25 protein-coding genes and 1 pseudogene are annotated in these 22,553 nt (G+C 44.0%); 20 read left to right on the forward strand and 6 right to left on the reverse strand.

Annotated elements, in window-relative coordinates; translation table 11 throughout:
- From V7137_RS01025 to nuoN, 9 genes are all read left to right on the forward strand, one after another.
- A partial coding sequence (locus V7137_RS01025; protein WP_335696348.1) for an NADH-quinone oxidoreductase subunit C occupies positions 1-590 on the forward strand: 590 nt, incomplete at its 5' end.
- A 3-nt stretch (positions 591-593) separates the two neighbouring features.
- The gene (locus V7137_RS01030; RefSeq protein ID WP_335696349.1) at positions 594-1,694 is read left to right on the forward strand and encodes an NADH-quinone oxidoreductase subunit D; all 1,101 of its coding nucleotides are present in this window, start codon (positions 594-596) and stop codon (positions 1,692-1,694) included.
- The gene (nuoH, locus tag V7137_RS01035) at positions 1,694-2,698 is read left to right on the forward strand and encodes an NADH-quinone oxidoreductase subunit NuoH (protein ID WP_218347044.1); all 1,005 of its coding nucleotides are present in this window, start codon (positions 1,694-1,696) and stop codon (positions 2,696-2,698) included. Before V7137_RS01030 ends, nuoH begins: the two co-directional genes overlap by 1 nt.
- Before the next feature lie 133 nt (positions 2,699-2,831).
- On the forward strand, positions 2,832-3,251 hold the full coding sequence (gene nuoI, locus V7137_RS01040; protein WP_144551613.1) for an NADH-quinone oxidoreductase subunit NuoI: 420 nt from the start codon (positions 2,832-2,834) through the stop codon (positions 3,249-3,251).
- Complete coding sequence (locus V7137_RS01045; protein WP_335696350.1) at positions 3,248-3,766, forward strand: NADH-quinone oxidoreductase subunit J; 519 nt, start codon at positions 3,248-3,250, stop codon at positions 3,764-3,766. Before nuoI ends, V7137_RS01045 begins: the two co-directional genes overlap by 4 nt.
- On the forward strand, positions 3,763-4,077 hold the full coding sequence (gene nuoK / locus V7137_RS01050) for an NADH-quinone oxidoreductase subunit NuoK (RefSeq protein ID WP_026568243.1): 315 nt from the start codon (positions 3,763-3,765) through the stop codon (positions 4,075-4,077). Before V7137_RS01045 ends, nuoK begins: the two co-directional genes overlap by 4 nt.
- Positions 4,078-4,281: 204 nt before the next feature.
- On the forward strand, positions 4,282-6,153 hold the full coding sequence (gene nuoL, locus V7137_RS01055) for an NADH-quinone oxidoreductase subunit L (protein ID WP_335696351.1): 1,872 nt from the start codon (positions 4,282-4,284) through the stop codon (positions 6,151-6,153).
- Positions 6,150-7,658 (forward strand): NADH-quinone oxidoreductase subunit M, encoded by a 1,509-nt coding sequence (locus V7137_RS01060; protein WP_335696352.1) that lies wholly within the window; start codon positions 6,150-6,152, stop codon positions 7,656-7,658. Before nuoL ends, V7137_RS01060 begins: the two co-directional genes overlap by 4 nt.
- A 6-nt stretch (positions 7,659-7,664) precedes the next feature.
- Positions 7,665-9,179, forward strand: coding sequence for an NADH-quinone oxidoreductase subunit NuoN (nuoN, locus tag V7137_RS01065; RefSeq protein ID WP_335696353.1), 1,515 nt, complete (start codon positions 7,665-7,667; stop codon positions 9,177-9,179).
- A gap of 427 nt (positions 9,180-9,606) precedes the next feature.
- On the opposite strand, the gene V7137_RS01070 is transcribed toward nuoN, so the two are convergent.
- From V7137_RS01070 to V7137_RS01080, 3 genes are read right to left on the reverse strand one after another with little or no spacing between them, the layout of a single operon-like run.
- On the reverse strand, positions 9,607-10,158 hold the full coding sequence (locus V7137_RS01070) for a general stress protein (RefSeq protein ID WP_335696354.1): 552 nt from the start codon (positions 10,156-10,158) through the stop codon (positions 9,607-9,609).
- A 44-nt stretch (positions 10,159-10,202) separates the two neighbouring features.
- Positions 10,203-10,373, reverse strand: a complete 171-nt coding sequence (locus V7137_RS01075) for a CsbD family protein (protein WP_218347049.1) — start codon at positions 10,371-10,373, stop codon at positions 10,203-10,205.
- 17 nt (positions 10,374-10,390) lie between these two features.
- Positions 10,391-10,699, reverse strand: coding sequence for a hypothetical protein (locus tag V7137_RS01080; RefSeq protein ID WP_335696355.1), 309 nt, complete (start codon positions 10,697-10,699; stop codon positions 10,391-10,393).
- Positions 10,700-11,009: 310 nt separating this feature from the next.
- Here V7137_RS01080 and V7137_RS01085 point away from each other — a divergent pair, with 310 nt between their 5' ends.
- From V7137_RS01085 to V7137_RS01100, 4 genes are all read left to right on the forward strand, one after another.
- Positions 11,010-12,527 carry a mechanosensitive ion channel gene (locus V7137_RS01085; RefSeq protein WP_335696356.1) on the forward strand — a complete coding sequence of 506 codons (1,518 nt, stop codon included), beginning with the start codon at positions 11,010-11,012 and terminating at the stop codon, positions 12,525-12,527.
- A gap of 134 nt (positions 12,528-12,661) precedes the next feature.
- Positions 12,662-13,405, forward strand: a complete 744-nt coding sequence (locus V7137_RS01090) for a DUF3231 family protein (RefSeq protein WP_335696357.1) — start codon at positions 12,662-12,664, stop codon at positions 13,403-13,405.
- A gap of 186 nt (positions 13,406-13,591) precedes the next feature.
- Positions 13,592-13,909 (forward strand): hypothetical protein, encoded by a 318-nt coding sequence (locus V7137_RS01095; protein WP_335696358.1) that lies wholly within the window; start codon positions 13,592-13,594, stop codon positions 13,907-13,909.
- Positions 13,910-13,933: 24 nt separating this feature from the next.
- Positions 13,934-14,152 carry a hypothetical protein gene (locus V7137_RS01100; protein ID WP_335696359.1) on the forward strand — a complete coding sequence of 73 codons (219 nt, stop codon included), beginning with the start codon at positions 13,934-13,936 and terminating at the stop codon, positions 14,150-14,152.
- A gap of 89 nt (positions 14,153-14,241) precedes the next feature.
- Here V7137_RS01100 and V7137_RS01105 read toward each other — a convergent pair whose 3' ends face one another.
- Positions 14,242-14,514, reverse strand: a complete 273-nt coding sequence (locus V7137_RS01105) for a hypothetical protein (RefSeq protein ID WP_218347054.1) — start codon at positions 14,512-14,514, stop codon at positions 14,242-14,244.
- Positions 14,515-14,679: 165 nt separating this feature from the next.
- Between V7137_RS01105 and V7137_RS01110 the strand changes: the two genes are divergently transcribed.
- Positions 14,680-15,624, forward strand: a complete 945-nt coding sequence (locus V7137_RS01110; RefSeq protein ID WP_335696361.1) for a magnesium transporter CorA family protein — start codon at positions 14,680-14,682, stop codon at positions 15,622-15,624.
- Positions 15,625-15,706: 82 nt separating this feature from the next.
- On the opposite strand, the gene V7137_RS01115 is transcribed toward V7137_RS01110, so the two are convergent.
- Positions 15,707-15,871, reverse strand: coding sequence for a hypothetical protein (locus V7137_RS01115; RefSeq protein WP_335696362.1), 165 nt, complete (start codon positions 15,869-15,871; stop codon positions 15,707-15,709).
- Positions 15,872-16,165: 294 nt separating this feature from the next.
- Here V7137_RS01115 and V7137_RS01120 point away from each other — a divergent pair, with 294 nt between their 5' ends.
- From V7137_RS01120 to V7137_RS01135, 4 genes are all read left to right on the forward strand, one after another.
- A complete protein-coding gene (locus V7137_RS01120; RefSeq protein ID WP_335696363.1) occupies positions 16,166-16,498 on the forward strand; it encodes an anti-sigma factor antagonist in 333 nt (110 codons plus the stop codon).
- Positions 16,495-16,977 (forward strand): anti-sigma B factor RsbW, encoded by a 483-nt coding sequence (rsbW, locus tag V7137_RS01125; RefSeq protein WP_335696364.1) that lies wholly within the window; start codon positions 16,495-16,497, stop codon positions 16,975-16,977. The genes V7137_RS01120 and rsbW overlap by 4 nt, the downstream gene beginning before the upstream one ends.
- Complete coding sequence (gene sigB, locus V7137_RS01130) at positions 16,943-17,737, forward strand: RNA polymerase sigma factor SigB (protein ID WP_335696365.1); 795 nt, start codon at positions 16,943-16,945, stop codon at positions 17,735-17,737. The genes rsbW and sigB overlap by 35 nt, the downstream gene beginning before the upstream one ends.
- Before the next feature lie 134 nt (positions 17,738-17,871).
- The gene (locus V7137_RS01135; protein ID WP_335696366.1) at positions 17,872-19,014 is read left to right on the forward strand and encodes a PP2C family protein-serine/threonine phosphatase; all 1,143 of its coding nucleotides are present in this window, start codon (positions 17,872-17,874) and stop codon (positions 19,012-19,014) included.
- Positions 19,015-19,062: 48 nt separating this feature from the next.
- Here V7137_RS01135 and V7137_RS01140 read toward each other — a convergent pair whose 3' ends face one another.
- The gene (locus tag V7137_RS01140) at positions 19,063-19,521 is read right to left on the reverse strand and encodes a Dps family protein (protein WP_335696367.1); all 459 of its coding nucleotides are present in this window, start codon (positions 19,519-19,521) and stop codon (positions 19,063-19,065) included.
- A gap of 321 nt (positions 19,522-19,842) precedes the next feature.
- On the opposite strand from V7137_RS01140, the pseudogene V7137_RS01145 reads away from it, so the two are divergent.
- Together V7137_RS01145 and V7137_RS01150 are read left to right on the forward strand one after the other, a co-directional pair.
- Positions 19,843-20,262: pseudogene (locus V7137_RS01145) on the forward strand (CHASE3 domain-containing protein); the annotation flags it as partial.
- A 243-nt stretch (positions 20,263-20,505) separates the two neighbouring features.
- Positions 20,506-22,518, forward strand: a complete 2,013-nt coding sequence (locus V7137_RS01150; protein WP_335696398.1) for a hybrid sensor histidine kinase/response regulator — start codon at positions 20,506-20,508, stop codon at positions 22,516-22,518.
- Positions 22,519-22,553 lie beyond the last annotated feature (35 nt).

Below are 22,553 nucleotides of genomic sequence, written 5' to 3' on the forward strand. Positions count from 1 at the left end.
CAATCGCAGCAGCGAAAGCAAAGGCAAAAGCAGCGGCAGCAGCCAAGGCAAAAGCCGCAGCAGCAGGAAAAGCGGATGACACCGCAGCTCCAGCCGCCGCAGAAAAGCCATCACCAAACCAGCCATACCTGGATAAGTATGTGAAGGTCATCACCGAACATTTAGGTGCTGATGTTTTAGAAGATTCTTATATTAATAAACTTTCTAAGGATGTTCCAACCCTTGTGGTGAAGCATGATACGTATTTCAAAGTGGCTCAATTTTTAAAATACAATGAGCTTTTAGGGTTTGATTATTTATCCGAGCTTCATGGGACAGACTTTGTCACACATATGGAAGTATATGTTCACTTGTACTCATACAAAAACCGTCAATCCGTCGCGTTTAAAGTGAAGATTGACCGCAGCGAACCAACAATCGAGTCCTTGCAGCCGCTTTGGGCAGGTGCTGAATGGCCTGAGTGCGAAGCCTATGATTTATTAGGAATTAAGTTTACAGGACATCCGGACTTACGACGCATCCTGCTTGGCGAAGATTGGGTTGGCCATCCACTGCGCAAAGATTATGAGCCGTACGACGTGGAGGTGTAACCAATGATCAGAACAGAAGAAATGATATTAAACGTAGGCCCTCAGCATCCAAGTACGCACGGAGTGTTCCGTCTTGTCGTTAAAATTGATGGGGAAATCATTACCGAAGCAACGCCTGTCATCGGGTACTTACATCGTGGGACAGAAAAATTAGCGGAAGATCTGCAATATACACAGATTATTCCTTATACAGACCGGATGGACTATTTGTCCTCGATGACCAATAACTATGTAATCTGTCATGCCGTCGAAACGATGATGGGGATTGAAGTTCCAGAACGGGCTGATTTCTTACGTGTGATCGCGATGGAATTGAACCGGATTGCCAGCCACTTGGTCGCCTGGGGGACCTATATCCTTGACCTTGGTGCAACCAGTCCGTTTATCTATGCCTTCCGCGATCGTGAAATGATTATCAATATGCTGAACGAACTATCAGGGGCACGCTTGACCTTCAACTATATGCGTGTTGGCGGTGTGAAGTGGGATGCACCTGAAGGCTGGATTGAAAAAGTAGGCGGCTTTGTTCCGTATCTGCGTGGTCAGCTGAAAGGTTATCACGAGTTGGTGTCTGGTAATGAAATCTTCCTTGACCGAGTAAAAGGCATCGGCAAGTATACGAAAGAAGAGGCGCTTCAGTATTCACTGAGCGGACCGAATCTGCGCAGTACAGGCGTGAAATGGGATTTACGTAAAGATGAACCATACTCGGTTTATAACCGTTTTAATTTTGATGTACCGACTTCTGAGGAAGGCGATTGCTTGGCCCGCTACCATTTGCGCCTTGACGAGATCGAAGAATCCTTGAAGATCCTTGAACAAGCCGTGGAACAATTCCCTGGTGAAGGACCAATTCTAGCCAAAGTGCCGAAAATTATTAAGGCACCTAAGGGAGAGGCTTTCGTCCGAATTGAATCACCGCGCGGAGAGATTGGCTGCTATATTTACAGCGACGGCAAAAAAGAACCGTACCGCTTAAAGTTTAGACGGCCATCCTTCTATAACCTGCAAATTCTCCCGAAACTTTTAAAGGGTGAAAATATTGCAAACATGATTGCTATTTTAGGGGCAGTTGATATTGTCCTTGGGGAGGTTGACGGCTAATGATAGAAGAATTGCTCCAGTCAAGTCCGAGTTGGGCTAACTTTGGAATTTTCTTTTTACTCGGCGCTGTCTTGCTTTTAATCGTATTAGGTTTCGTTACCTACGGAATTTTAGCAGAGCGGAAAGTTTTAGGTTACATGCAGCTGCGCCATGGTCCAAACCAGGTCGGCGGTAAATGGGGCCTATTGCAAACCGTCGCTGACGTTCTCAAGCTGTTACTGAAAGAGGACATCATTCCGAAGGCAGCAGACAAACCATTATTTATCATTGCGCCAGTCATCGCCTTCGCTCCATCCTTTATGGTGCTGGCTACGATGCCGTTTACGGATGCGTTTCAGTTCGCTGATATCGGTGTTGGCTTGCTTTACTATATCGCGGTGAGCGGATTAACTACCTTCGGCATGCTGCTTGGCGGCTGGGCCTCGAATAACAAGTACGCCCTCCTTGGAGGCATGCGTGCATCTGCCCAGATGATTTCCTACGAAATCCCGCTGGTTATGTCCGTATTGGGTGTTATTCTTTTAACAGGAAGCTTAAATCTAAATGATATGGTCGAAGCACAAAAGCATGGCTGGTTCATTCTCTTACAGCCGATCGGCTTTATCATCTTTTTCATTGCTTCGATTGCCGAATTAAACCGGACACCATTTGACCTTCCGGAATCGGAAAACGAACTAGTCGCTGGATACCATGTTGAATATACCGGATTCCGCTGGGCCTTCTTTATGCTCGCAGAATATGTGTATTTATTCGCAATGTCAGCTCTCATTACCGTCGTCTTCCTTGGCGGCTGGCTGGCACCATTCAGCTTCCTGAACTTTATCCCAGGTGCGGTCTGGTTCGCGGTTAAATTTAGCGTCGTTGTCTTTGTTTATATCTGGCTGCGGGCAACCTTACCGCGTTTCCGCGCCGACAAACTCATGGAATTTGGCTGGAAAGTCCTCCTGCCAATCGCCTTAGCCAACATATTCTTAACGGCATTGATTAAGTCACTATTCTTTTAATAAGCGACCTCATATGTGGATGCGTTGTGTTACAGACTTCACATGGTGCCTGACACCGAAAACAATGTGTAGACATTAGAATTGGTGCCTGACACCAAAAAACAATCTTTAAAATGTAAAAGGGGTGAAAAACGTGCTTGGATTAGCAAAAGGCTTGAAATATACCCTAAAGAACTTAACGAAAGAAAAGGTCACGTATGATTACCCGAACAAGCCAATTCCACTGCCAGACCGGTTCCGCGGTATTCAAAAGTTTTATCCGGAAAAGTGTATTGTTTGCAATCAGTGCATGAACATCTGCCCGACCGATTGTATTGATTTGACGGGTAAAAAACATCCGGACCCAACGAAAAAAGGGAAAATCATTGATACCTACGATATCAACTTCGAGATCTGCATCCTGTGTGACCTATGTACAGAGGTATGCCCGACAGAAGCGATTATCATGACCAATAACTTTGAGCTCGCTGAATACAGCCGTGATATGTTATTTAAAAACCTAGAATGGTTAGATGAAAACGACGAAAACATACGGCAGGTGAATAAACCATGACCTTTTCGGGGGAATTCCTCGCATTTATGGGGCTTGCACTTGTCGCTATTATCGGCGGGGTGCTGCTTTTAAACCTTACCAAGGTTGTTCATATGGTCGTTTCACTGATCTTTACCTTTGTAGCAATCGCTGGTATCTACGTGGTGCTGTCAGCTGAATTTGTGGCAGCTGTGCAAATCTTAATTTATTCCGGTGCGATTACGATCATTATGCTATTTGGAATCATGTTAACGAAGCATAACGATGAACATGAACCGAAAACAGGCAAATGGAGAAAAATCCTCGTCTTTTTAGGGGTTATCGGCTTTGCCTTTGCCGTTTATCTTGGTATTTACGATTTCAATATCGACCAGGTTCCGACCACTCTGCATGAAAACAACACGATGCAAATTGGTAAAGCACTTTACTCAAAATACATCATACCGTTTGAGTTAACGTCTGTTTTACTATTAGTCGCCCTAGTCGGTTCGATTATCCTAGCGAAAAACGAGAAGAAGGAGGCCGATGACAAATGAGTTCCGTTCCTGCTTCAGCCTTCCTGGCACTTGCACTGATCTTGTTTTGCATCGGTTTATACGGTGCACTGACAAAAAGAAATACCGTTATCGTCCTGATCTCGATTGAATTAATGTTGAATGCCGTGAATATTAATCTTGTCACCTTCAGCAAATACGGAATGGCGCCGTCTATTACAGGCCAAATCTTCGCCCTGTTCGCAATCAGTGTTGCAGCAGCCGAAGCAGCCGTCGGTCTAGCCATCCTTATCTCGCTCTACCGCGCAAGAAAAACTGTCAACATCGATGAAATGGACACGATGAAAAACTAAAATTGGGTGTCAGGCACCACCAAAAGACACTTTGGCCTTTTTGTCCACAGTGGACGGACGCTGTAACTTTGTGAAGAGTTGTCCTCCACACGCGGATATTTAGGAGGATTTGTCCACGAAGGGTGTCAGGCACCAGACATGACAAAATGGACTTTCAACAAAATTCGAATGGTGATTTGTATCATTCGAAAGGGGATAGTGATAATGATGGAGAATGCATGGCTCATACCGCTTTTCCCGCTATTATCGTTTTTGATTCTTCTTCTTTTCGGGAAGCGACTGAAGGAAGCAAGTGCTTATGTGGGGATTCTCCTTACGTTGGCATCGCTTGTTTACTCGATTCTGGTCTTATTCGAGCGCTTCTCAGAGCCGACCTATGTCACGAAATTTGACTGGCTCACGATAGGAGATATGCATCTAACAGCGGGCTTTGAAGTGAATCAATTAAATGCATTAATGCTGTTTATCGTATCGCTCGTAAGTTTCTTAGTACATACCTACTCCAAAGGTTATATGCAAGGGGACGAGCGGTTTCCAGTATTCTATGCCTATTTAGGACTATTTACGTTTGCGATGCTCGGGCTGGTCATTTCGCCTAACCTGCTGCAAACCTATATTTTCTGGGAACTTGTCGGCGTCGGTTCCTTCCTATTAATCGGTTTTTATTTTTACAAAGACGAAGCAAAAGCTGCCGCCAAAAAAGCGTTCATCATGACCCGGATCGGGGATGTGGGCTTATTTATCGGTATGATTCTGCTATTCTGGGAAACCAAAAGCTTTGAATATAGTGAAATTTTCGCGGCCGTTGATGCCGGTGCGGTGTCAGGCACCATGATCACCTTGACCGCCATCCTGATTTTCATTGGGGCGGTGGGTAAATCGGGTCAGTTCCCGCTTCACACCTGGCTTCCGGATGCGATGGAAGGTCCAACACCTGTTTCGGCGTTAATCCACGCGGCGACGATGGTTGCGGCCGGGGTCTACTTGGTTGCGGCGTTATTCCCATTGTTTGAGGCGAGCCACACAGCGCTCCTTACGATTGCCGTGGTTGGCGCGTTTACCGCGATTTTCGCCGCAAGCATTGGTCTTGTGCAAACCGATATCAAACGCGTACTCGCGTATTCGACTGTTTCACAGCTGGGCTACATGATGCTTGCCTTAGGGTCTGCTGGCTATGTTGCCGGGGTATTTCACCTAATGACACATGCCTTCTTCAAGGCGCTTCTATTCCTAGCAGCGGGCTCCGTCATTCACGCGGTACATACACAGAACATCGAAGAAATGGGCGGACTTTGGAAAAAGCTTAAAGTTACCGGACCGCTGTTCTTAATTGGAACACTCGCCATCAGCGGGGTCCCAGGGCTTTCCGGATTCTTCTCAAAAGATGAGATTTTAGTCGCAGCTTGGGAAGGCGGACATCCAATCCTGTTCTTCCTAGCACTTGCAGCTGCCTTTATGACGGCATTTTATATGTTCCGCTTGTTCTTCCTTGTCTTTACCGGTGAAGCGCGCGGCAATCAAAAGCATGTCCATGAATCGCCATCCAATATGACCTTACCAATGATCGTCCTTGGCATCCTCGCCGTTATCGCTGGTTATGTCAATACACCATGGTTTGGCACGTTCTTCGGCGACTGGCTTGTCGATGGCAACGAAGCGTTGGCACACCAAGGCCACGTTGAAGGTCCGGCATGGATTATGATTGCGGCAACGGTTGTTTCCTTAGCGGGAATCTATCTTGCTTACTTGATGTACAACAAGCGTTCACTTGCCCGCAACTGGTTAAGCGGCACGGGGGACACATTACACACGATTTTATTGAACAAATATTACGTCGACGAATTTTATCAACTGACGGTTGTTGCCTTCACAAAAGGGGTCAGCTACTTCTTACGTTTCATTGATGTGTTCCTTGTTGAAGGACTCGTCAAAGGCGTGGTCGGAATTGTCCAAGGACTGGGTGCAACCGGTTCAAAAATGCAATCCGGACAGGTTCAAACGTACGGTGCGGTGGCCTTTATCGGACTAGCGGTACTAGTCGTCATCTTTGCATTAACAGGGGGGTACTTACGATGAATTTAACATCTGTTCTTTCACTCCTAGTATTCTCCCCTTTACTAGGAATTGCGGTTTTAGCGTTTATGCCTAAAACAGCAGAACAATCAATTAAAGTGGTCGGCTTTCTAGCAACCTTGCCGGCCTTACTGCTGGCGCTGGCTGCCTATCTCCATTTCCAATGGGGCAAGGATTTAGCCGATTTTACGGTATCAGCGAAGTGGATTCAATTTCATGGGATTAACGCCCCTGAACCATATTTTTCTGTTTACTATGAATTAGGCCTAAGCGGCTTTCAGCTTCTGCTAGTTGTTCTAACAGCGGTAGTGGCAACTTTATCGGCGATTGCCGGGGCAAAGTTTGTGAAAAAGGAATGGAAAGGCTATTTCATGCTGTTCCTGCTCTTGGAAACAGGAATGCTCGGCGTGTTTACAGCGGAAAACCTAATTCTATTCTTCATCTTCTTTGAAATCACACTCATTCCGACCTTCTTCTTAATCGGAAAATGGGGTTATTTTGAAAAAGAAAAGGCAGCCTACAGTTTCTTAATTTACAACGGACTAGGCTCTGCGATTCTATTAATCGTTATTATGATTCTTTTTGCCAAAACAGGCTCAACCAATATTGACTATCTAACGCAATTGATGGCAAGACCAGAGGCACCGCTCTCAAGTGACTTGAAAATGGGCTTATTCATTGGTCTCTTGCTAGCGTTTGGTGTGAAACTGCCGATTTTCCCATTACACAGCTGGATGCTAAAGGTCCACGTTCAAGCACCGCCATCCGTTGTTATGATCCACTCAGGGATCCTCCTGAAGATTGGTGCGTACGGATTAATTCGTTTTGGAATGGGCATTTTTCCCGAGCAGTTTGGGACTCTTGCGACGCTGATTGCTGTCCTTGGAGTAATTAACCTCCTCTACGGGGCGTATCTAGCGTTCATTCAAACAGACTTTAAAATGGTTTTGGCTTATTCATCCATTTCTCATATGGGGATTGTGTTAATCGGACTTGCGGCGATGAATGAGGCTGGGATTCAAGGGGCGATTTTCCAAGTGATTTCGCACGGTTTGATTTCTGCGCTGTTATTCTTCTTGGTGGGCGTCCTATATGAACGCACCGATACGTCGCTCCTCGAGAATCTAGGCGGTATGGCGAAGGGCATGCCGATTGCAGCTGGCTTCTTGTTGGCTGGCGGGCTTGCGTCGCTTGGCTTGCCAGGCATGTCTGGATTTGTCAGTGAGTTTATGGCGTTCCTCGGTCTTTTCAAAGAAATGCCGGTGATCGCTGCGGTAGGTACGCTCGGGATTATTATGACCGCTGCTTACTTGCTGCGTGCGGTGTTAGGAATCACGTACGGAAAGGCACATCGTGAATTTGCAGGCATCCTTGATCTGAAGGGCGTCGAATTCGTGCCCGTGCTTGTACTTATGTTGTTGATTGTGTTAATTGGTGTTTACCCAAGTGTCCTAAGCACGCCGCTACAAACTACACTTGAAACCATCATGCTAGGGATAGGAGGGTGATGAAGGATGAGTCTTGAGACTTTGCAACAATTTAATTGGAGTGCCATGACACCAGAGTTCATCATCCTTGGTGTATCCGCACTTCTGACACTTTTAGATTTATTTATGCCGAAAAATCAAGATCGAAAAATTCTCGGCTGGATTGGCATTGTCGCCATCATCGCTGCCATCGTCTCCGTGCTTAGTTTTGTCGGCGGACCTGTGACATCGATTTTGGATGATTCGTTCCGCTTAGATAGTTTCGCGATGGGCTTTAAATTATTGCTGCTTGTCGGGGCAGGACTGGTCATGTTCTTGGCCGTCAGCTACGAGGCAAAGGATGGTTTAGAGGAGTATCGCGGCGAGTTTTATTACTTGTTCTTATCAGCCTTGCTCGGTGGAATGATTATGACATCAAGCGGCGATTTAATTACGCTATTCATCGGCTTGGAATTGTTAACTGTTTCTTCTTATATTTTAGCGGGCATCCGCAAGTATCATCTAGAATCGAACGAATCGGCGATGAAATACGTCATTAATGGCGGAATTTCTACCGCGATCACGTTGTTTGGGATGAGCTATGTCTATGGTTTAACAGGCTCAACCAATTTAGTGAAGATTGCCACCAGCCTGTCGACCTTGGCAGATGGCCAGCAATCCTACCTGTTAACACTAGCATTTTTGATGGTGTTCGTGGGATTAGCGTTTAAATTGGCTGCAGCGCCGTTCCATATGTGGGCACCTGACGTTTACCAAGGGGCACCAACGCCGGTTACGGCTTTCCTAAGTGTCGTTTCGAAGACAGCAGGTTTTGTGATTGTGCTTCGAATTTTGTTAACGGTCTTTTTATCGGCTGCTTCGGTTGGGAATCCAGAAAAACCAATCTTGCTCGAAATGCAGGATTACATTGCTTTCATCGCGGGAGCAACAATGATTATCGGTAACGTAGTTGCGTTGAAGCAGTCGAACATTAAACGGATGTTTGCTTATTCCAGTATCGCGCATGCGGGTTATATTCTCGTTGCCTTAACAACTCTGAACTCAAACATCTTTTATTCGATTTGGTTCTACCTGCTTGCGTACATGCTCATGAATATGGGCGCGTTCGCCATCATTCAGGTCGTTACCGAAAAATCAGGCTCGGCGAAGATTGCTGATTTCGCCGGATTGTATCGCCGTTCACCTGTACTGGCAGTCTTAATGGGCATCTTGCTTGTGTCATTGGCAGGTTTCCCGGGCACGGCTGGCTTCATCGGCAAATTAAATATTTTTGTCGGTGCATTTGCAGGCGCAACACCGCATTATGTACTTGCTTCGATAATGATTGCGACAACTGTCGTTTCGTACTTCTATTATTTCGGAGTGATGACACAAATGTTCTTCCGCCCAGCAAGCGACGACAGCAAGTTCAAGATTCCAGTGGGAATCACGGTCGTTTTGCTTGTGGCAGTAGTTGGTTCGGTGCTGTTAGGTGTAATGCCAAATATCGCACTTGATTTTATGCAAAATAACTTAAATAACTTAGCTGACTTTTTCAGCTAAGTAGGGAGAAATGGGTCTAGCTGCTTTGGGGAAAGCAGCAAGGTCAAACTAAAGGGGTCTTCATATAGAAAGAAGAGGCTGGGGGAGCCTCTTCTTTTTTTGCTTTACGTATTTTTGGTCAGTAACTACATATTTTCCGGAACTTACTACATAACATTGGACTTTTACTACACATTTCACGGTACTTACAACATTTCCAGGAAATATATTAGTAAATTTTTTAATCTAAAATAACTTATTACACATTGTACGGAACTTACTACATAACTATGGACTTTTACTACATATTTTCCGGAACTTACTACATACTTTTGGACTTTTACTACACATTTCACGGAACTTACGACATTTCCTGGATATAAATTGGAAGTCAACCTTAGCAAAAAAGCTGCAGACAACGATTGCGCTGCTGCAGCTTGCTTCCATCTTAAAATTTGTTATTCAAAGCGGGATTGCGCTCTCTTATGGTATTGAAGCGGTCTTCCTCCGTATCAGGTGTCGGCTCCACGTCAGAAGGAATATCTTCTTGGGTAGAATGGTCTCGTTTGTTAACCAGGACGAGGATCTTTCCTTCTTCCACGGATTCCCCGTAATACTTGGCGTCGTAATCTGGAATGCCCAGTCCGACCAGGGCTCCGGTTAATCCGCCTAAACCTGCACCGGTAATCGCCCCCAGGATGCTGGCAGCAACAGGACCGGCGGCGACGATTGGTCCGATACCTGGTATCGCAAGGGCGCCAAGGCCTGCTAATAGTCCGGTTGCCCCGCCAAGTGCTCCACCGGTAATCGCACCTGTTGCAGCAGTTTCTTCAGCTACTGTCCCCGTTTCGTCTGCGACGTAATCCACATGGTGATGATCTTTACCAATGACACTGATTTCGGACTTATCGTATCCCCATTTTTGTAAATCCTCAATCGCTGCTATTGCCTCTTGTTCCGATTGATACACACCTACAATGTTTTTTCCATGCTTGTCCATTATTCTACCTCCTATAATTGAATAGTTTCGTTGGTTAATAATGACTATTTTGATAGTTTATCTTTCACTTCTCCAACGCGTTCCTTTACTTTTCCTTTTGCCTTATCAAGTTTTCCGTCAACTACCTTTGAATCATCGTCAGTTAATCGCCCCCATTGCTCTTTAGCTTCACCTTTTACCTGCTCGACTGTCCCTGATAATTTATCTTTATTCATTTTGTTCATCCTCCTTATTATTTCTGATCTGCTTCATCTTTCTTTTCGCCATCGTTAATTCCATTATCTTGGTCTTTTCCATCACCAATGCCATTCTCTTCTAATTTTTCCTCGACATTATTCACCGCCTCGTCTAGGTTCTTTTCTGCATCTTTTAAAGTTGCTTTGGCTTCCTGCTTGTTATCATTATCGATTGCATCTTTTTGCTGTCCATCACTAATGCCATTATCTTGATCGACACCATCAGCACATCCAGCTAAACCGCCGAATGTCAGTGATACCGCCAATCCACCACATAATAATCGTTTCTTCCAACCCATATTCATTGCGAACTCCTCCTCCTAATTGAATGGTTACACATCGTTTAGAAGTGCAAGTCTGCCTTGCATATTGGTTGTATTCCCGCTGGAGGGGACTTGAAACCTCATTTTTTTCCGAAAGGGTCAGCTACAGCCCAAAAACAGGGAGGCAATTCGAATTCCTTCATTAAATGCCCATATTTGAAAAAAATTTTTAAGTAGGTTCATAGGCACTCTTTTAAAGAAATTAGTTTCAACTCTTCAGTAAGGGTTATATATCTACTAGAAAACTTACTTACGTAAATAAGTTAGAAACTAAAAAAAGGAGATTGATAGGATGGAGATGGATCAATTGATGACGGGATGGTATTCGTATTTTAACCAGATTCCCAACTTGCTGCTGGCTATTCTCGTATTAGTCGTTGGCTGGCTGGTTGCGAAAAGTATCGGCAAAAGTGTGGAGGCTCTTTTGAAGAAAACCAATTTTGATAATCGCTTGTTTTCCAACCTGGGAAAGAGGAAATACTCATCTGAAGTGATTATTGGAAAAATCGTTTATTATCTATTACTAGTTTTTGTGTGGATTATCTTTTTTAACATCCTTCACTTAAGCTTGATTGCCACACCGCTCGTAGCGATGTTATCGACGATTACAGCAGCGATTCCAAACGTCTTAAAAGCGGCGTTGATTTTACTGCTAGCATGGGCTGTTGCATCCCTGCTTAGAATCCTCCTTAAAAAGGGAACCGCAATGGTTCATTTAGAACGCCAGTTAGTTAAATGGAAGCTGGCCAATAACGAAGCCGAGGCAGTGCTCAAGCTGAATAGTTTCGCAAAAGCGCTATTCTACTTTGTTTTCTTATTATTTTTACCTGGGGTGTTGGACGCCTTACAAATGGAAGGCGTGTCCGAACCATTTGCCCAAACGCAATCAACATTGCTGGCCTTTATCCCTAAATTATTTGCGGCGGCACTAATTGTGTTGGTCGGCTGGTTGATTGCAAAAGTCGTCAGGGATATTTTAACCAACTTCTTACGGAGTATTGGGACGGAGCGAATTGGCCAACGATTCGGGGTAATCCAGACAGGAGAGGGAACCACTCTTTCAAGTCTAGTAGGAAATATTGCGTTTATTCTTATCTTAATTCCGACGATAATTACTGCTCTAGAAAAGCTGGAGCTTAAAGGAATATCTGAGCCTGCAATTACGATGCTGGATCGTGTGCTCTCCTTGATTCCCAACATAGCGGTCGCCGCTATCCTCATCTTAGTTGGTATTTGGCTTGGAAAATGGGTCGAAAAAATGGTGACACAATTGCTTTGGCGTTTAAGAGTTAACCATCTCTTTCAGCAGATTGGGATTGGCTCACTCAATCCAGAGACATCCAAGTACAATCTCTCACAAATCGTGGGGATGCTCGTAAAAATCGTGATTGTTTTATTATTCACCGTGGAAGCCCTGCAAATTGTCCACTTAGCGTTCTTAGTAACGCTGGCAACCGGCGTGATTGCTTATTTACCAATGTTATTTGCGGCACTCGTAATCTTAGGAATGGGATTATATGTTGGTCAACTGGTCGAGCGTATATTACAAAACATAATAAAGAACGGTTACGCGCGAACCCTAGCAGCGGTTGGGAAATATGCCATCTTTGCGATCACTGTCTTTATGGCCTTGGATCAGCTGGGTGTGGCCCATTCCATCGTCAATGCCGCCTTTATTCTCGTCTTAGGCGGTGCAGCCTTAGCCTTTGGCCTGGCCTTTGGCCTGGCCTTTGGTCTTGGCGGAAAGGAATTTGCCACAAAATATTTAGGGAAGTTAGATCGAAAAATGGATAAGAAGATTATTGAATAAAAGCCAGAAGGGAGCTGTAATTAGCTCCCTTTTGAATTTGACCACACCAGCCATTTCAATTTTAGCTGGAATAGGATTTCTTCTCCTACAAATACTAATTGGAAGAATGATATTCGGGGAAGTAATGGTAAATAATGTCTGATAAGAACATCCTGCTTACTTCATCCGAAATCGCTTCACTGTGGACATCGTATATGAATAATAGTATGTCTCTCCAATTCTTAAATTATTTTTTACACACGGTTGAAGATGCTGAAGTAAAGTCAATTATTAAGACAGCGTACAACATGTCAGAAAGACATCTTTTACAAGTAACGGATCTGTTTCGACAAGAGAATTTTCCTGTTCCAAATGGCTTTTCTGAAAGTGATGTGAACCTCAATGCCCCTCGATTATATACTGATTCATTTATGATTGTTTATATAAACCATGTGACAAAAGCAGGTATGTTGGGGTATAGTGGTTTTTTATCCATGAGTGCGAGAAAGGATATTCGAAAAATTTTTAAGGACTTCCTTTACATGACTGCTGATTTATATGATGAAAGCTCGGAGGTTCTTCTGCAAAAGGGACCATTCAACCGTTCACCCTATATTGATTATCCCAAAGAAAAGGATTTTGTTGACAGCAAGAGTTATTTAAGAGGCTTAAATCCTTTTTCAAATAAACGGCCATTGAATGCCGTAGAGATTTCTCACCTCAATATGAATATTCAAAATAATATAACCGGGGCAAAATTATCGATTAGTTTCGCCCAAACTTCCCCACGAAAAGAAGTCCAAAAACTGATGCTCAGAGGAAAGGATATTTCCGAAAAACACGTGAAGATTTTCACTTCCACATTGCTAGATAATGATACGCAATCACCTGTATTTTAACTGGGGTGCACTCCGACATGAATGCAAACCCGCCGTATAGCAATCCGAAATCAGCTGTTTTCGGATTGTTATTTTTTCTGAAGTTCATCTGCCCGGTTTCAGATATAGGTATAAAGGCTAAGGGCAAAAAGAAGGATTTACTTTCCGAGTGCATCTCTTAAAATACATAGAAGGAGGTAGAGTCATATGATCAAACGAGCGGTCATCCTTTTGGTGCTCTCATCAATCTTAGTTACATTAGTTTGGGTTCGACATCAGTCAACTGCGCCTGTTAACAATATAAGTACGGAAAGCCATGTTTCATCTAAATACACGACAGTAGAATACAAGATTAGCAAGATTAAAGGGAAGAAATACTACGGAAAAGGTGAAGACGGGGAAGAAATCGTTTTTTCAGCTGAAAACATTGTTTCGGGTGAGAACATCCAAGTCGATGATGTAGTCATTTGCTATTTTGAAAAGCATAATTTAGGTAAAGGTTTAGTAAAAGTCGAGGAGAAATAGGATCCCAAGGAAAGGAAAATCAGGATGAAGGAATTTACTGTTTGCTATACGTTTGATAATGAGATCATTACCGAAAAAATGATCAAAGATCGAGATGTGAAAAAAGAAGAAGTGGAACAAGAAATCATTGACATGATGGATCGTAACAAATACTTTGTTGTCAAAAATAGCCAAGGCAATTATGTGATCAATTCCTATTTAGTCCGTTATGTTCGGATCATGAATGAGAAGATACTAGTTTAGTAATACTTCACCATACTGCCCCGAAGTTTCAATCCACTTCACACCCATCAAAAAATAAAGCTGGGGCAGAAATCCACCCCAACCGCTTATCATTGCATTTTCTCATTAAAAAATTGAACAGAATACATGGCCCCTTCACTTACCATTTCATTATCTTCTAAATCATGCGGGTGAGGGTTTCCTCCTTTTTCAATCGGGAGAATCTCGCTTTTATCGAAGGGTGAAGGCTTAATCTTCCGTTTCCAGTCTCTCAGCACACTTCCCGCTTTTAATCGGTTCGGTTTAGACGATAACCACATCGCAGCTGATGCTCCCATCCCCGCAACCACAATCATCGAAGTAACAGGTACCTTTCGTTTCATTTTAAAACCTCCTATAGATACTATTAAAATAGGACTTTCATATACAACAAAGCTCTATTTCTCATAGGTATACCCGTTTTCGGACCGTTCAAACATTATGTTCGAGGTTTCATTTCATTCAGAAGAGGGGATATAGTTAAAAAACCTTTTTTGAAAGGAGATCCTATGGAAAAATGTATCGGTGAAAACAGGTGGAAATGGTACCAATTTAAGGTGAATGAAGGTGACCGTAATAAGCCAATGTTCGAACAGGATCATTCTGGGTGTAACCATTGGCTGGAACGAGTGCTGCAAAAGAAAACCAATTCCTTAAGGATCAAAATCCTTGATTCTGGCGTTAAAGTGGTGACGGGCTCTCTCATTTATAAGCAAAATTTTGAAGAGGCAAAGGACTATCAAATCTTCCATTTTTATGTAACGGAGGATCAACTGATTACGGTCGATCTACATTTTCCAAACTTTAAACATATCCATCCCGAACAGCTGTATAAGCAAATGAACAAGACTGAGAACGCAGTCGAGGGCTTCTTTATTTTGCTGGGAGAACTAATGAATGAAATGTTAGTTGAAATTGATCGATTTGAAGAGGCGTTAAAAACACTCATTTGGAGTATCCGCAGAAAGAATGGAACGAATATCCTCGAAAAAATTTATATGCGCAGGCATGAACTATTAATTTGGAAAAGCCTGTTGATACCCATCAATGAGCTAAAAATGGGGATCGAGGAGGTCGACCTGCAAGAAGTGAGCAGGGACGAGATGTTTACTCTCTTAGTCAAACGGATTGAACGAATGACCGCGCTGCTCAATGAATACGAACATGAACTGGATTCAATTATTAATTTAGAAGAGGTCATCTCCTCCCATCGTGGCAACGAAATTATGAAAACCTTAACGGTAATCACGATTATTTTTACCCCGATCATGGCATTTGGGGCCCTATGGGGAATGAACTTCAAGCATATGCCGGAACTCGAGTGGCGGTACGGTTATTTTCTTTCAATTATTCTGATCATCATCGCGACACTCCTGCTGTATGGCTTTTTAAGATTCAAAGGCTGGACGGGCGACCTATTGACAGGGAAACAGAAGGATTCTTATTTTAATTAATGAAGCGGCTTGCCCAGAATGGTGCAAGCCTTTTTGCATAAAAATAACGACCCTGTGAAAGGGCCGCTGCGAGGATCTTCTTTTATTGCTGTGGATCGGGGGTTTGCTTCTCCTTCTTGAGCTGGGTACCGGTTTTGGCCTCGTCCATTTCCTTACCGAGCTTCTTGATTTCCTCTAAATTCTGGGCCATCGAGCCATTGTTTGCTCTCTTAACCTTCTCGTGTAAATCATGTTTTTTAGTATCCATTTGAACCTCTCCTTTGATCGTCGTAATCTTGTAATACCCCATTTTTTAAGAATGAAACCTATTAGGTTTGTTTAGGTAGATTGGTGGATTCGTCCGATAATTTGAATATTTTGGTATACTATCGAGAATAGATGAATTTTTTTAAAAAGGCTTTGGTATAGGTGAATGTTGTTTGGAGTGAAAGGAGCTCCAATCAATATTTAGACAAAATAAATAAAACTTTTTTTAAAATATAGGTTTGGGTTTTGAAAATAAGGGTATGTACATGGTAAATCTTTCAGGGGTGATGAGGATATGAATATAACGATAGATAAACAGCAGCGTAATGAGGAAGTCGTGGTGCTTGTGGCAGGAGAGATTGATGCCTATACGGCGCCGCAGCTTCGAGAAGAATTATTGTCACTTGCGGAAGCGGGCAATAAGGTGATCACCGTAAATCTCCAGGATGTGACCTATTTAGATAGCACCGGTCTTGGTGTGTTTGTAGGTTTATTTAAACAGCTAAAGGAAAATGGCGGCGAATTAAAGTTAATTAACTTATCGGAACGACTCCGACGACTATTTCAAATTACGGGATTAAGTAATGTTATGAATATCTCTTCAACGCCAGAGGAGGGGAGACAATGAACCAAGTGATGGATTATATTGAAATGAAAATTCCTGCCAAACCTGAGTATGTGGGGGTGATTCGCTTGACGTTATCGGGCATTGCCAGCCGCATGGGGTTTACATATGAGGAAATCGAGGATATTAAAATCGCGATAAGTGAAGCTTGTACAAACGCCGTTCACCATGCATATCCGAAGGATGAAGGCGGCGAAGTAATTGTCGGCTTTGGAATTTATCCGGATAAGTTAGAAATGATGGTAGCGGACAGTGGAAAGAGCTTTAATTTCACCCAGACAAAGAACGAATTAGGTCCCTATACTGAAGCAAGTACAGTGGAGCAGCTGGCAGAAGGAGGGTTAGGTCTGTATTTAATTGAAACGCTGATGGATGAAGTGAGTGTCTCGAATCACTCCGGAGTAACGGTCTTCATGGTGAAGTATCTAGGCGGGGAGCGTGAAAATCATGACACAAGCATCACAACCCGTGAAACGAACTAAGGAAGAAATTGATGCCCTCATTTTAGAGTTTCAGCAGAACGAGTCCGGAATGGCGCAAATGATATTAGTCGAACATTACACGGCCCTGGTCGGGAGTCTGGCGCGAAAATATTCAAAAGGAAAATATCTTCATGAGGACATCATGCAAGTTGCTATGATTGGCTTATTGGCCTCAATCCGAAGATTTGATCCAGGCTTGGGAAATCCGTTCGAGTCGTATTTAATTCCAACCGTTATTGGGGAAATCAAGCGGTTCCTCAGGGATAAAACGTGGAGCGTCCATGTCCCGAGACGAATCAAAGATTTATGGCCGAAGATTAAAACTGTGGTGGACGAGCTGACCACGCAATATCAGCGATCGCCGAAAATCCAGGAAATCGCCGATTATATGGACATCTCCGAAGAGGAAGTTTTGGAAGCGATGGAAATGGGAAAAAGTTATCAAGCGGCATCTGTGGATCAAACGATTGAAACGGGTTCGGATGGCAGCACGTCGACGACCTTAGACATTGTCGGATCCGAGGACGAGGGCTTTGAAAAAGTGGATCAAAAGCTTTTGCTCGAGAGTGCGATGCATGTTCTATCAGAACGAGAGAAGGAAATCATTCACTTTACGTTTGTTGCGAATAAAAGTCAGAGGGAAACCGGTGAGCACTTAGGGATTTCACAAATGCATGTTTCCCGTCTTCAAAGAAATGCGATTGAAAAGTTACGGAAAGCACTCGCATGTGATGCCTATCAAGGGGTAAACGATGCTTGAATAAATAAACTGTGCCTGACCCGGACGCGTCCATACTGGGGTCAGGCCTATTTTTAAAAGAATGTTTTGACCTATAAAATGGAAGTTATTCGGCGGCTAAAACAGACGCTTTTAAAGGGGGGATGGCCATGGCCATGAAAATTGCGGTTGTTGATGATAATCAAACAAACCTGATGATCATCGAGAAAATCCTGCGGATGGCTGGCTATAATCGGTTGGATTTGATGTCATCTGCCAAGGAATTATATCAATATTTGCATCTTGAGGAGCCGAACCAGGAGGAAGTCCCAGTAGATTTAATCCTCATGGACTTGATGATGCCGGAAATTGATGGAATGGAAGCGTGCCGGAGGATTCTTAAAGATGTGCGGTATGCCGACCTGCCAATCATTTTCGTTACAGCGATGGGAGATTCCAATAAGATGGCCGAGGCGATGGATGCGGGGGCCCTCGATTATGTCCTGAAGCCCATTAATAAGGTGGAATTGCTGGCTCGAATTCGTTCTGTCCTTCGCTTAAAACGTGAGAAGGACTTACGGAAGGAAAGAGATAAGCGGCTTCAATATGAGTTAGATTTGGCTAAGCAAGTCCAAGTAAGCATCCTTAGTGACCCGATTAAGGAAGAGGATGTAACGATTTCGGCCATATACAAGCCTTCATTTGAGCTTGCCGGGGACCTGTATGCCTGGTACCCAATCAGCAAACATCGTTATGGCGTGATTTTACTCGATATGATGGGGCACGGAATTTCGTCCTCACTCGTCTGTATGTACATATATTCGGCGTTAAAAGATACGATTACGGGCATGTCTGATCCAGAGCTGGTCATGAAAGAACTCAATCGGCGCATGTATCAGCTGCAAATGCCCGATCATCTAATCAACTATTATTTCACGGCCATTTACCTGGTGCTCGACACAGAAAAGCAGACAATCGAGTACGTCAATGCCGGGCATCCTGCGGGGATTGCAATGGTGGATGAAGAAGTGAGGCTTCTGACGGAAGGGTGCTGTGCCCTTGGTTTTTTTGAATCAATCGAAGTGACGAAAGGCGTCATTCCTTACAAGCAAGGCGCGCGGATGCTCCTCTTTACAGATGGTCTTTCGGAAGGACTCGAGGAGGAGTATGAGGATGCGATCTCTAAGCTCACCAGTACCTTACAGGATAAGGACATGGACACTCCCGCTTCATTAATGCAACAGCTGCAGCCAAGTCTGGGGCTCGATAATACCCCAAAGGATGACATGTGCCTGGTGATGATATCGACAACGGCTTAAAAATACTAGGGTGCCAGCTCTAAAAGCTGACACCCTGTTTCAATAAATTTATTCTGCTAGATAAGCTTCGAGCATCCATTTGTGCTTTTCTAAGGAAGTGCGAATTGCGATGAACAGATCGGCAGTCGGTTGATCATCATGGTCCTCGGCCAGGCTGATTCCGTCAGTTAGTTCGGTGCAGACGATGTTAAAATCAGCAGCCAGTGTTTTGATCATCCCCGCGGCGTTTTCGTCGCCCGCCGCTTCCTTAATCGAAGACATTTGTAATTGCTGCTTCAGTGTGGCCGTTGGCAGCGCCCCTAATGACAGCATTCGTTCAGCAATCGTATCGAGATGCAGTGCCGCTTCTTTATATAATTCTTCAAATTTAGGATGCAGCGTGAAGAAATTTTCACCTTTAACATACCAGTGGTAGTGATGCAGTTTCATATAAAGCACTGAGAAATTGGCAACCTGCGTGTTCAGAGTCTCGGTTACAGGAACGTTCTTTTCTTTTACTTTTGGCATAATCATTACCTCCGTTAATTGAAATAGTGTTGATAGCTATTCCATACCCGGGCCTTCATCAGTTGAAACATTTTTTAAACAGAAGTTTTAAAAAAGATCCAAACGGATATCAAGGATAAGTGCTCTAATCATGATTTTCCAATTCAAATGGATGATACGCGCAGGGGGGTATGGTAGAATAAGGTTATTTTAATAGACCAACGATACCAGGAGGCGGTTACCATAAAAGGCTTGAATTATAACATTCGCGCTAAAATCATTACAGGCTATTTCACCATCTTGGTTTGTTTGGTGCTATCGTTGCTTATCGTGATTAATAGAATGTCAGATTTGCAGACAGAGATCGATTACATCGCCACACATGATATTGAGGTACACGATCTAACCAACCAAATCCAGAAAAATTTCCTATACATGGAAACCGGGATGAGAGGGTACGCGATCACGGGGAATGAGGATTATCTTGAACCGTATAATCTAGCGAGTCGAAGTTGGCTGGATAACTACAATAAACTTCATGCCTTGCTCGCGGATAACAGCAGGCAACAGCGAAGTTTGGAGGAGATTAAACCGCTGATAATGAGCTGGATGACCAATTCCGGCGAGTATGTCATCAATGCTAAGAAAGCGAATAACCAAGCTGCTTTAGACGAGCATTTTAAGAAAAATACAGGAAAGAAAGTGTCCGATCAGCTCCGCACGCTGTTTGATTCATTTCTGGCCAGTGAAAAGAAATTAATGGATGGACGGGTCAATCAACTCAAGGAGAAGAATGACAATTTAAAAATGACGTTGTACGGATTGATCGGATTGGTGACCGTGATCACGAGCATGGCCGCCCTGCTTCAGTCGAATTCGATCGTTCGAACGATTAATCAGGTTGTCAGAATGATTAAAGGAATAACCGATTCCGATTCAAATGTAGACCTCGCCACACGCTTGAAAGTCAATACGCGTGATGAAACCCAAGAACTGGCGGAGGCGATGAACAATCTGCTCAGCAGTCTCGAGAAACACAGTTGGGTCCAGAAAAGCATGGCCGATATCTCAACGTTGTATCAGGGGATAACCGATGTAACTGCATTAGCACAGGCGTTTATTACAAAACTGGCTCCTTTACTGCAGGCTTCTTTCGGCGTGGTCTATCTGCGCAAAAAGGAAGCGGGCGAAATTTTTTACGTCAAAGCGGCAGGCTATGCGCTTTCTAATGAGGACTCAGCCGCAACGAGCTTTCGCATCGGCGAGGGACTAATCGGCCAAGCAATCATTGATCAACGAATTTTTCTGACTGAACAGCTGCCAGAAGAACATTTCAAAGTAACCTCTGGCTTGGGCGCTTCCTCACCGCGAAATCTATTAATTGCTCCCATCCTCGTTGATGGCAGGGTAGAGGCTGTCATTGAGCTGGCTGCACTTCAGCCGTTTCTCTCCCAGCACCTAACCTTAATTGATCTGCTTCAAGACAAGTTCGGTTCGGCGATTACCAATGTGAACGGCAGGATGGAAGTAGAAAGGCTGCTCGGGGAATCGCAAATTTTAACAGAAGAGCTGCAGGCACAATCAGAGGAACTCCAAGCCCAATCGGAAGAATTGCAAATGCAGCAAGAACAGCTGCAAGTGGCCAATGGATTTTTGGAACAGCAGAAGCAATTTGCCGAACAACGAGCTCTAGAGCTTAAAAAGGCGAAGGATGAACTAGAAGACTATTCACTGCAGCTAAAAATGAGTTCCCAATACAAAACGGATTTTCTTGCCAACATGTCGCATGAGCTCCGCACACCATTGAACAGTATTCTCATTCTGTCGCAAATGCTGATGGAGAATAATAATGAGTTGGACATGTCAGAAGTGGAAGAATACGCAAGGGTTGTTTATACCGCCGGCGGTGATTTGCTCCGGTTGATTGATGATATCCTCGATTTATCGAAAATCGAAGCGGGTAAATTAGAAATTCTGACTGATGAAGTCAACGTTACAGAAATACCACAGACACTAAAGAATATGTTCGACCCTGTGGCGGCGAAAAAGAATTTGACGTTTGAAATCGTCACACAACCGGATGTCCCTCCGGTTATTTCGACTGACGGACAAAGATTGCAGCAAATTTTGAAGAATCTCCTATCGAATGCCTTCAAATTTACGGATCAGGGCGGCGTCACTTTCGGAATTGAACTTGCGCATCCTGAAAAAGTGGCGGATTTACCGGACCTCCATGCAGATGCTTCTGTCCTCTCGATCTCTGTAACGGATACCGGAATTGGCATTCCACGCGATAAGCAGCAAATCATTTTCGAGGCTTTCCAACAGGTAGATGGTACCACTAACAGGCAATACGGCGGGACTGGACTCGGGTTATCGATTTGCCGCGAATTTACCCGTTTGCTTGGCGGCGCCATTGAAGTGGAAAGTAAGCCAGGTAAGGGAAGCACGTTTACCTTATATATACCGAGCCGGCTTGAGCCTGTCTCTCAAGAACTGATCGATGTACTGGCCCTGGGGGAAGTGGCCGCAAGTGCAAGTGAACTGACGGAGGAACAGGAATATAGAGAAGAAGCAGAATCTCCTCCAGTCGAAGGAACAGAAACAGAAAGTTCAGATCAACAGTTGTTTAAAGGAAAGAAAGTGCTTCTTGTCGAGGACGATGGCCGGAATGTGTACGCGCTTGTTACGGCCCTTGAGAAAAAGGGAATCCTTGTTCAAATAGCTGAAAACGGGAAGCGTGCGTTAGAAATTTTACAAGAGCAAGCCGATTATGACCTGATTTTTATGGATATCATGATGCCGGTAATGGGTGGCTATGAGGCCATGAAGGCGATTCGTCACGACCTGCAGCTGGAAAGTCTGCCGATTATTGCGCTGACCGCGAAAGCCATGAAAGGCGAACGTGACAAGTGTATGGAAGCAGGAGCCTCTGATTATATCATGAAGCCGCTAAATATCGATCAACTCTTCTCGTTGATGCGGGTGTGGCTGACGGAGCAGGTGGATCAAGATTGAACAATTCGACGAACCCGACAAAATCGAATCTCATC

Origin of the sequence: Neobacillus drentensis (assembly GCF_036962765.1) — a bacterium.
In the GTDB taxonomy this organism is placed as follows: Bacteria; Bacillota; Bacilli; order Bacillales; family Cytobacillaceae; genus Neobacillus; species Neobacillus drentensis_C.

What these genes read in the sequence shown, in the direction of transcription:
- V7137_RS01030 (WP_335696349.1), top strand. Translation starts at nt 594, where the DNA reads ATGATCAGAACAGAAGAAATGATATTAAACGTAGGCCCTCAGCATCCA.
- V7137_RS01105 (WP_218347054.1), bottom strand. Translation starts at nt 14,514, where the DNA reads ATGAAACGAAAGGTACCTGTTACTTCGATGATTGTGGTTGCGGGGATG.
- V7137_RS01070 (WP_335696354.1), bottom strand. Translation starts at nt 10,158, where the DNA reads ATGGACAAGCATGGAAAAAACATTGTAGGTGTGTATCAATCGGAACAA.
- V7137_RS01085 (WP_335696356.1), top strand. Translation starts at nt 11,010, where the DNA reads ATGGAGATGGATCAATTGATGACGGGATGGTATTCGTATTTTAACCAG.
- nuoL (WP_335696351.1), top strand. Translation starts at nt 4,282, where the DNA reads ATGATGGAGAATGCATGGCTCATACCGCTTTTCCCGCTATTATCGTTT.
- V7137_RS01060 (WP_335696352.1), top strand. Translation starts at nt 6,150, where the DNA reads ATGAATTTAACATCTGTTCTTTCACTCCTAGTATTCTCCCCTTTACTA.
- V7137_RS01115 (WP_335696362.1), bottom strand. Translation starts at nt 15,871, where the DNA reads ATGGATACTAAAAAACATGATTTACACGAGAAGGTTAAGAGAGCAAAC.
- V7137_RS01045 (WP_335696350.1), top strand. Translation starts at nt 3,248, where the DNA reads ATGACCTTTTCGGGGGAATTCCTCGCATTTATGGGGCTTGCACTTGTC.
- rsbW (WP_335696364.1), top strand. Translation starts at nt 16,495, where the DNA reads ATGAACCAAGTGATGGATTATATTGAAATGAAAATTCCTGCCAAACCT.
- V7137_RS01080 (WP_335696355.1), bottom strand. Translation starts at nt 10,699, where the DNA reads ATGAATATGGGTTGGAAGAAACGATTATTATGTGGTGGATTGGCGGTA.
- nuoN (WP_335696353.1), top strand. Translation starts at nt 7,665, where the DNA reads ATGAGTCTTGAGACTTTGCAACAATTTAATTGGAGTGCCATGACACCA.
- V7137_RS01150 (WP_335696398.1), top strand. Translation starts at nt 20,506, where the DNA reads ATGAACAATCTGCTCAGCAGTCTCGAGAAACACAGTTGGGTCCAGAAA.
- V7137_RS01100 (WP_335696359.1), top strand. Translation starts at nt 13,934, where the DNA reads ATGAAGGAATTTACTGTTTGCTATACGTTTGATAATGAGATCATTACC.
- V7137_RS01075 (WP_218347049.1), bottom strand. Translation starts at nt 10,373, where the DNA reads ATGAATAAAGATAAATTATCAGGGACAGTCGAGCAGGTAAAAGGTGAA.
- V7137_RS01135 (WP_335696366.1), top strand. Translation starts at nt 17,872, where the DNA reads ATGAAAATTGCGGTTGTTGATGATAATCAAACAAACCTGATGATCATC.
- nuoH (WP_218347044.1), top strand. Translation starts at nt 1,694, where the DNA reads ATGATAGAAGAATTGCTCCAGTCAAGTCCGAGTTGGGCTAACTTTGGA.
- sigB (WP_335696365.1), top strand. Translation starts at nt 16,943, where the DNA reads ATGACACAAGCATCACAACCCGTGAAACGAACTAAGGAAGAAATTGAT.
- V7137_RS01095 (WP_335696358.1), top strand. Translation starts at nt 13,592, where the DNA reads ATGATCAAACGAGCGGTCATCCTTTTGGTGCTCTCATCAATCTTAGTT.
- V7137_RS01090 (WP_335696357.1), top strand. Translation starts at nt 12,662, where the DNA reads ATGTCTGATAAGAACATCCTGCTTACTTCATCCGAAATCGCTTCACTG.
- V7137_RS01140 (WP_335696367.1), bottom strand. Translation starts at nt 19,521, where the DNA reads ATGCCAAAAGTAAAAGAAAAGAACGTTCCTGTAACCGAGACTCTGAAC.
- nuoK (WP_026568243.1), top strand. Translation starts at nt 3,763, where the DNA reads ATGAGTTCCGTTCCTGCTTCAGCCTTCCTGGCACTTGCACTGATCTTG.
- V7137_RS01110 (WP_335696361.1), top strand. Translation starts at nt 14,680, where the DNA reads ATGGAAAAATGTATCGGTGAAAACAGGTGGAAATGGTACCAATTTAAG.
- V7137_RS01120 (WP_335696363.1), top strand. Translation starts at nt 16,166, where the DNA reads ATGAATATAACGATAGATAAACAGCAGCGTAATGAGGAAGTCGTGGTG.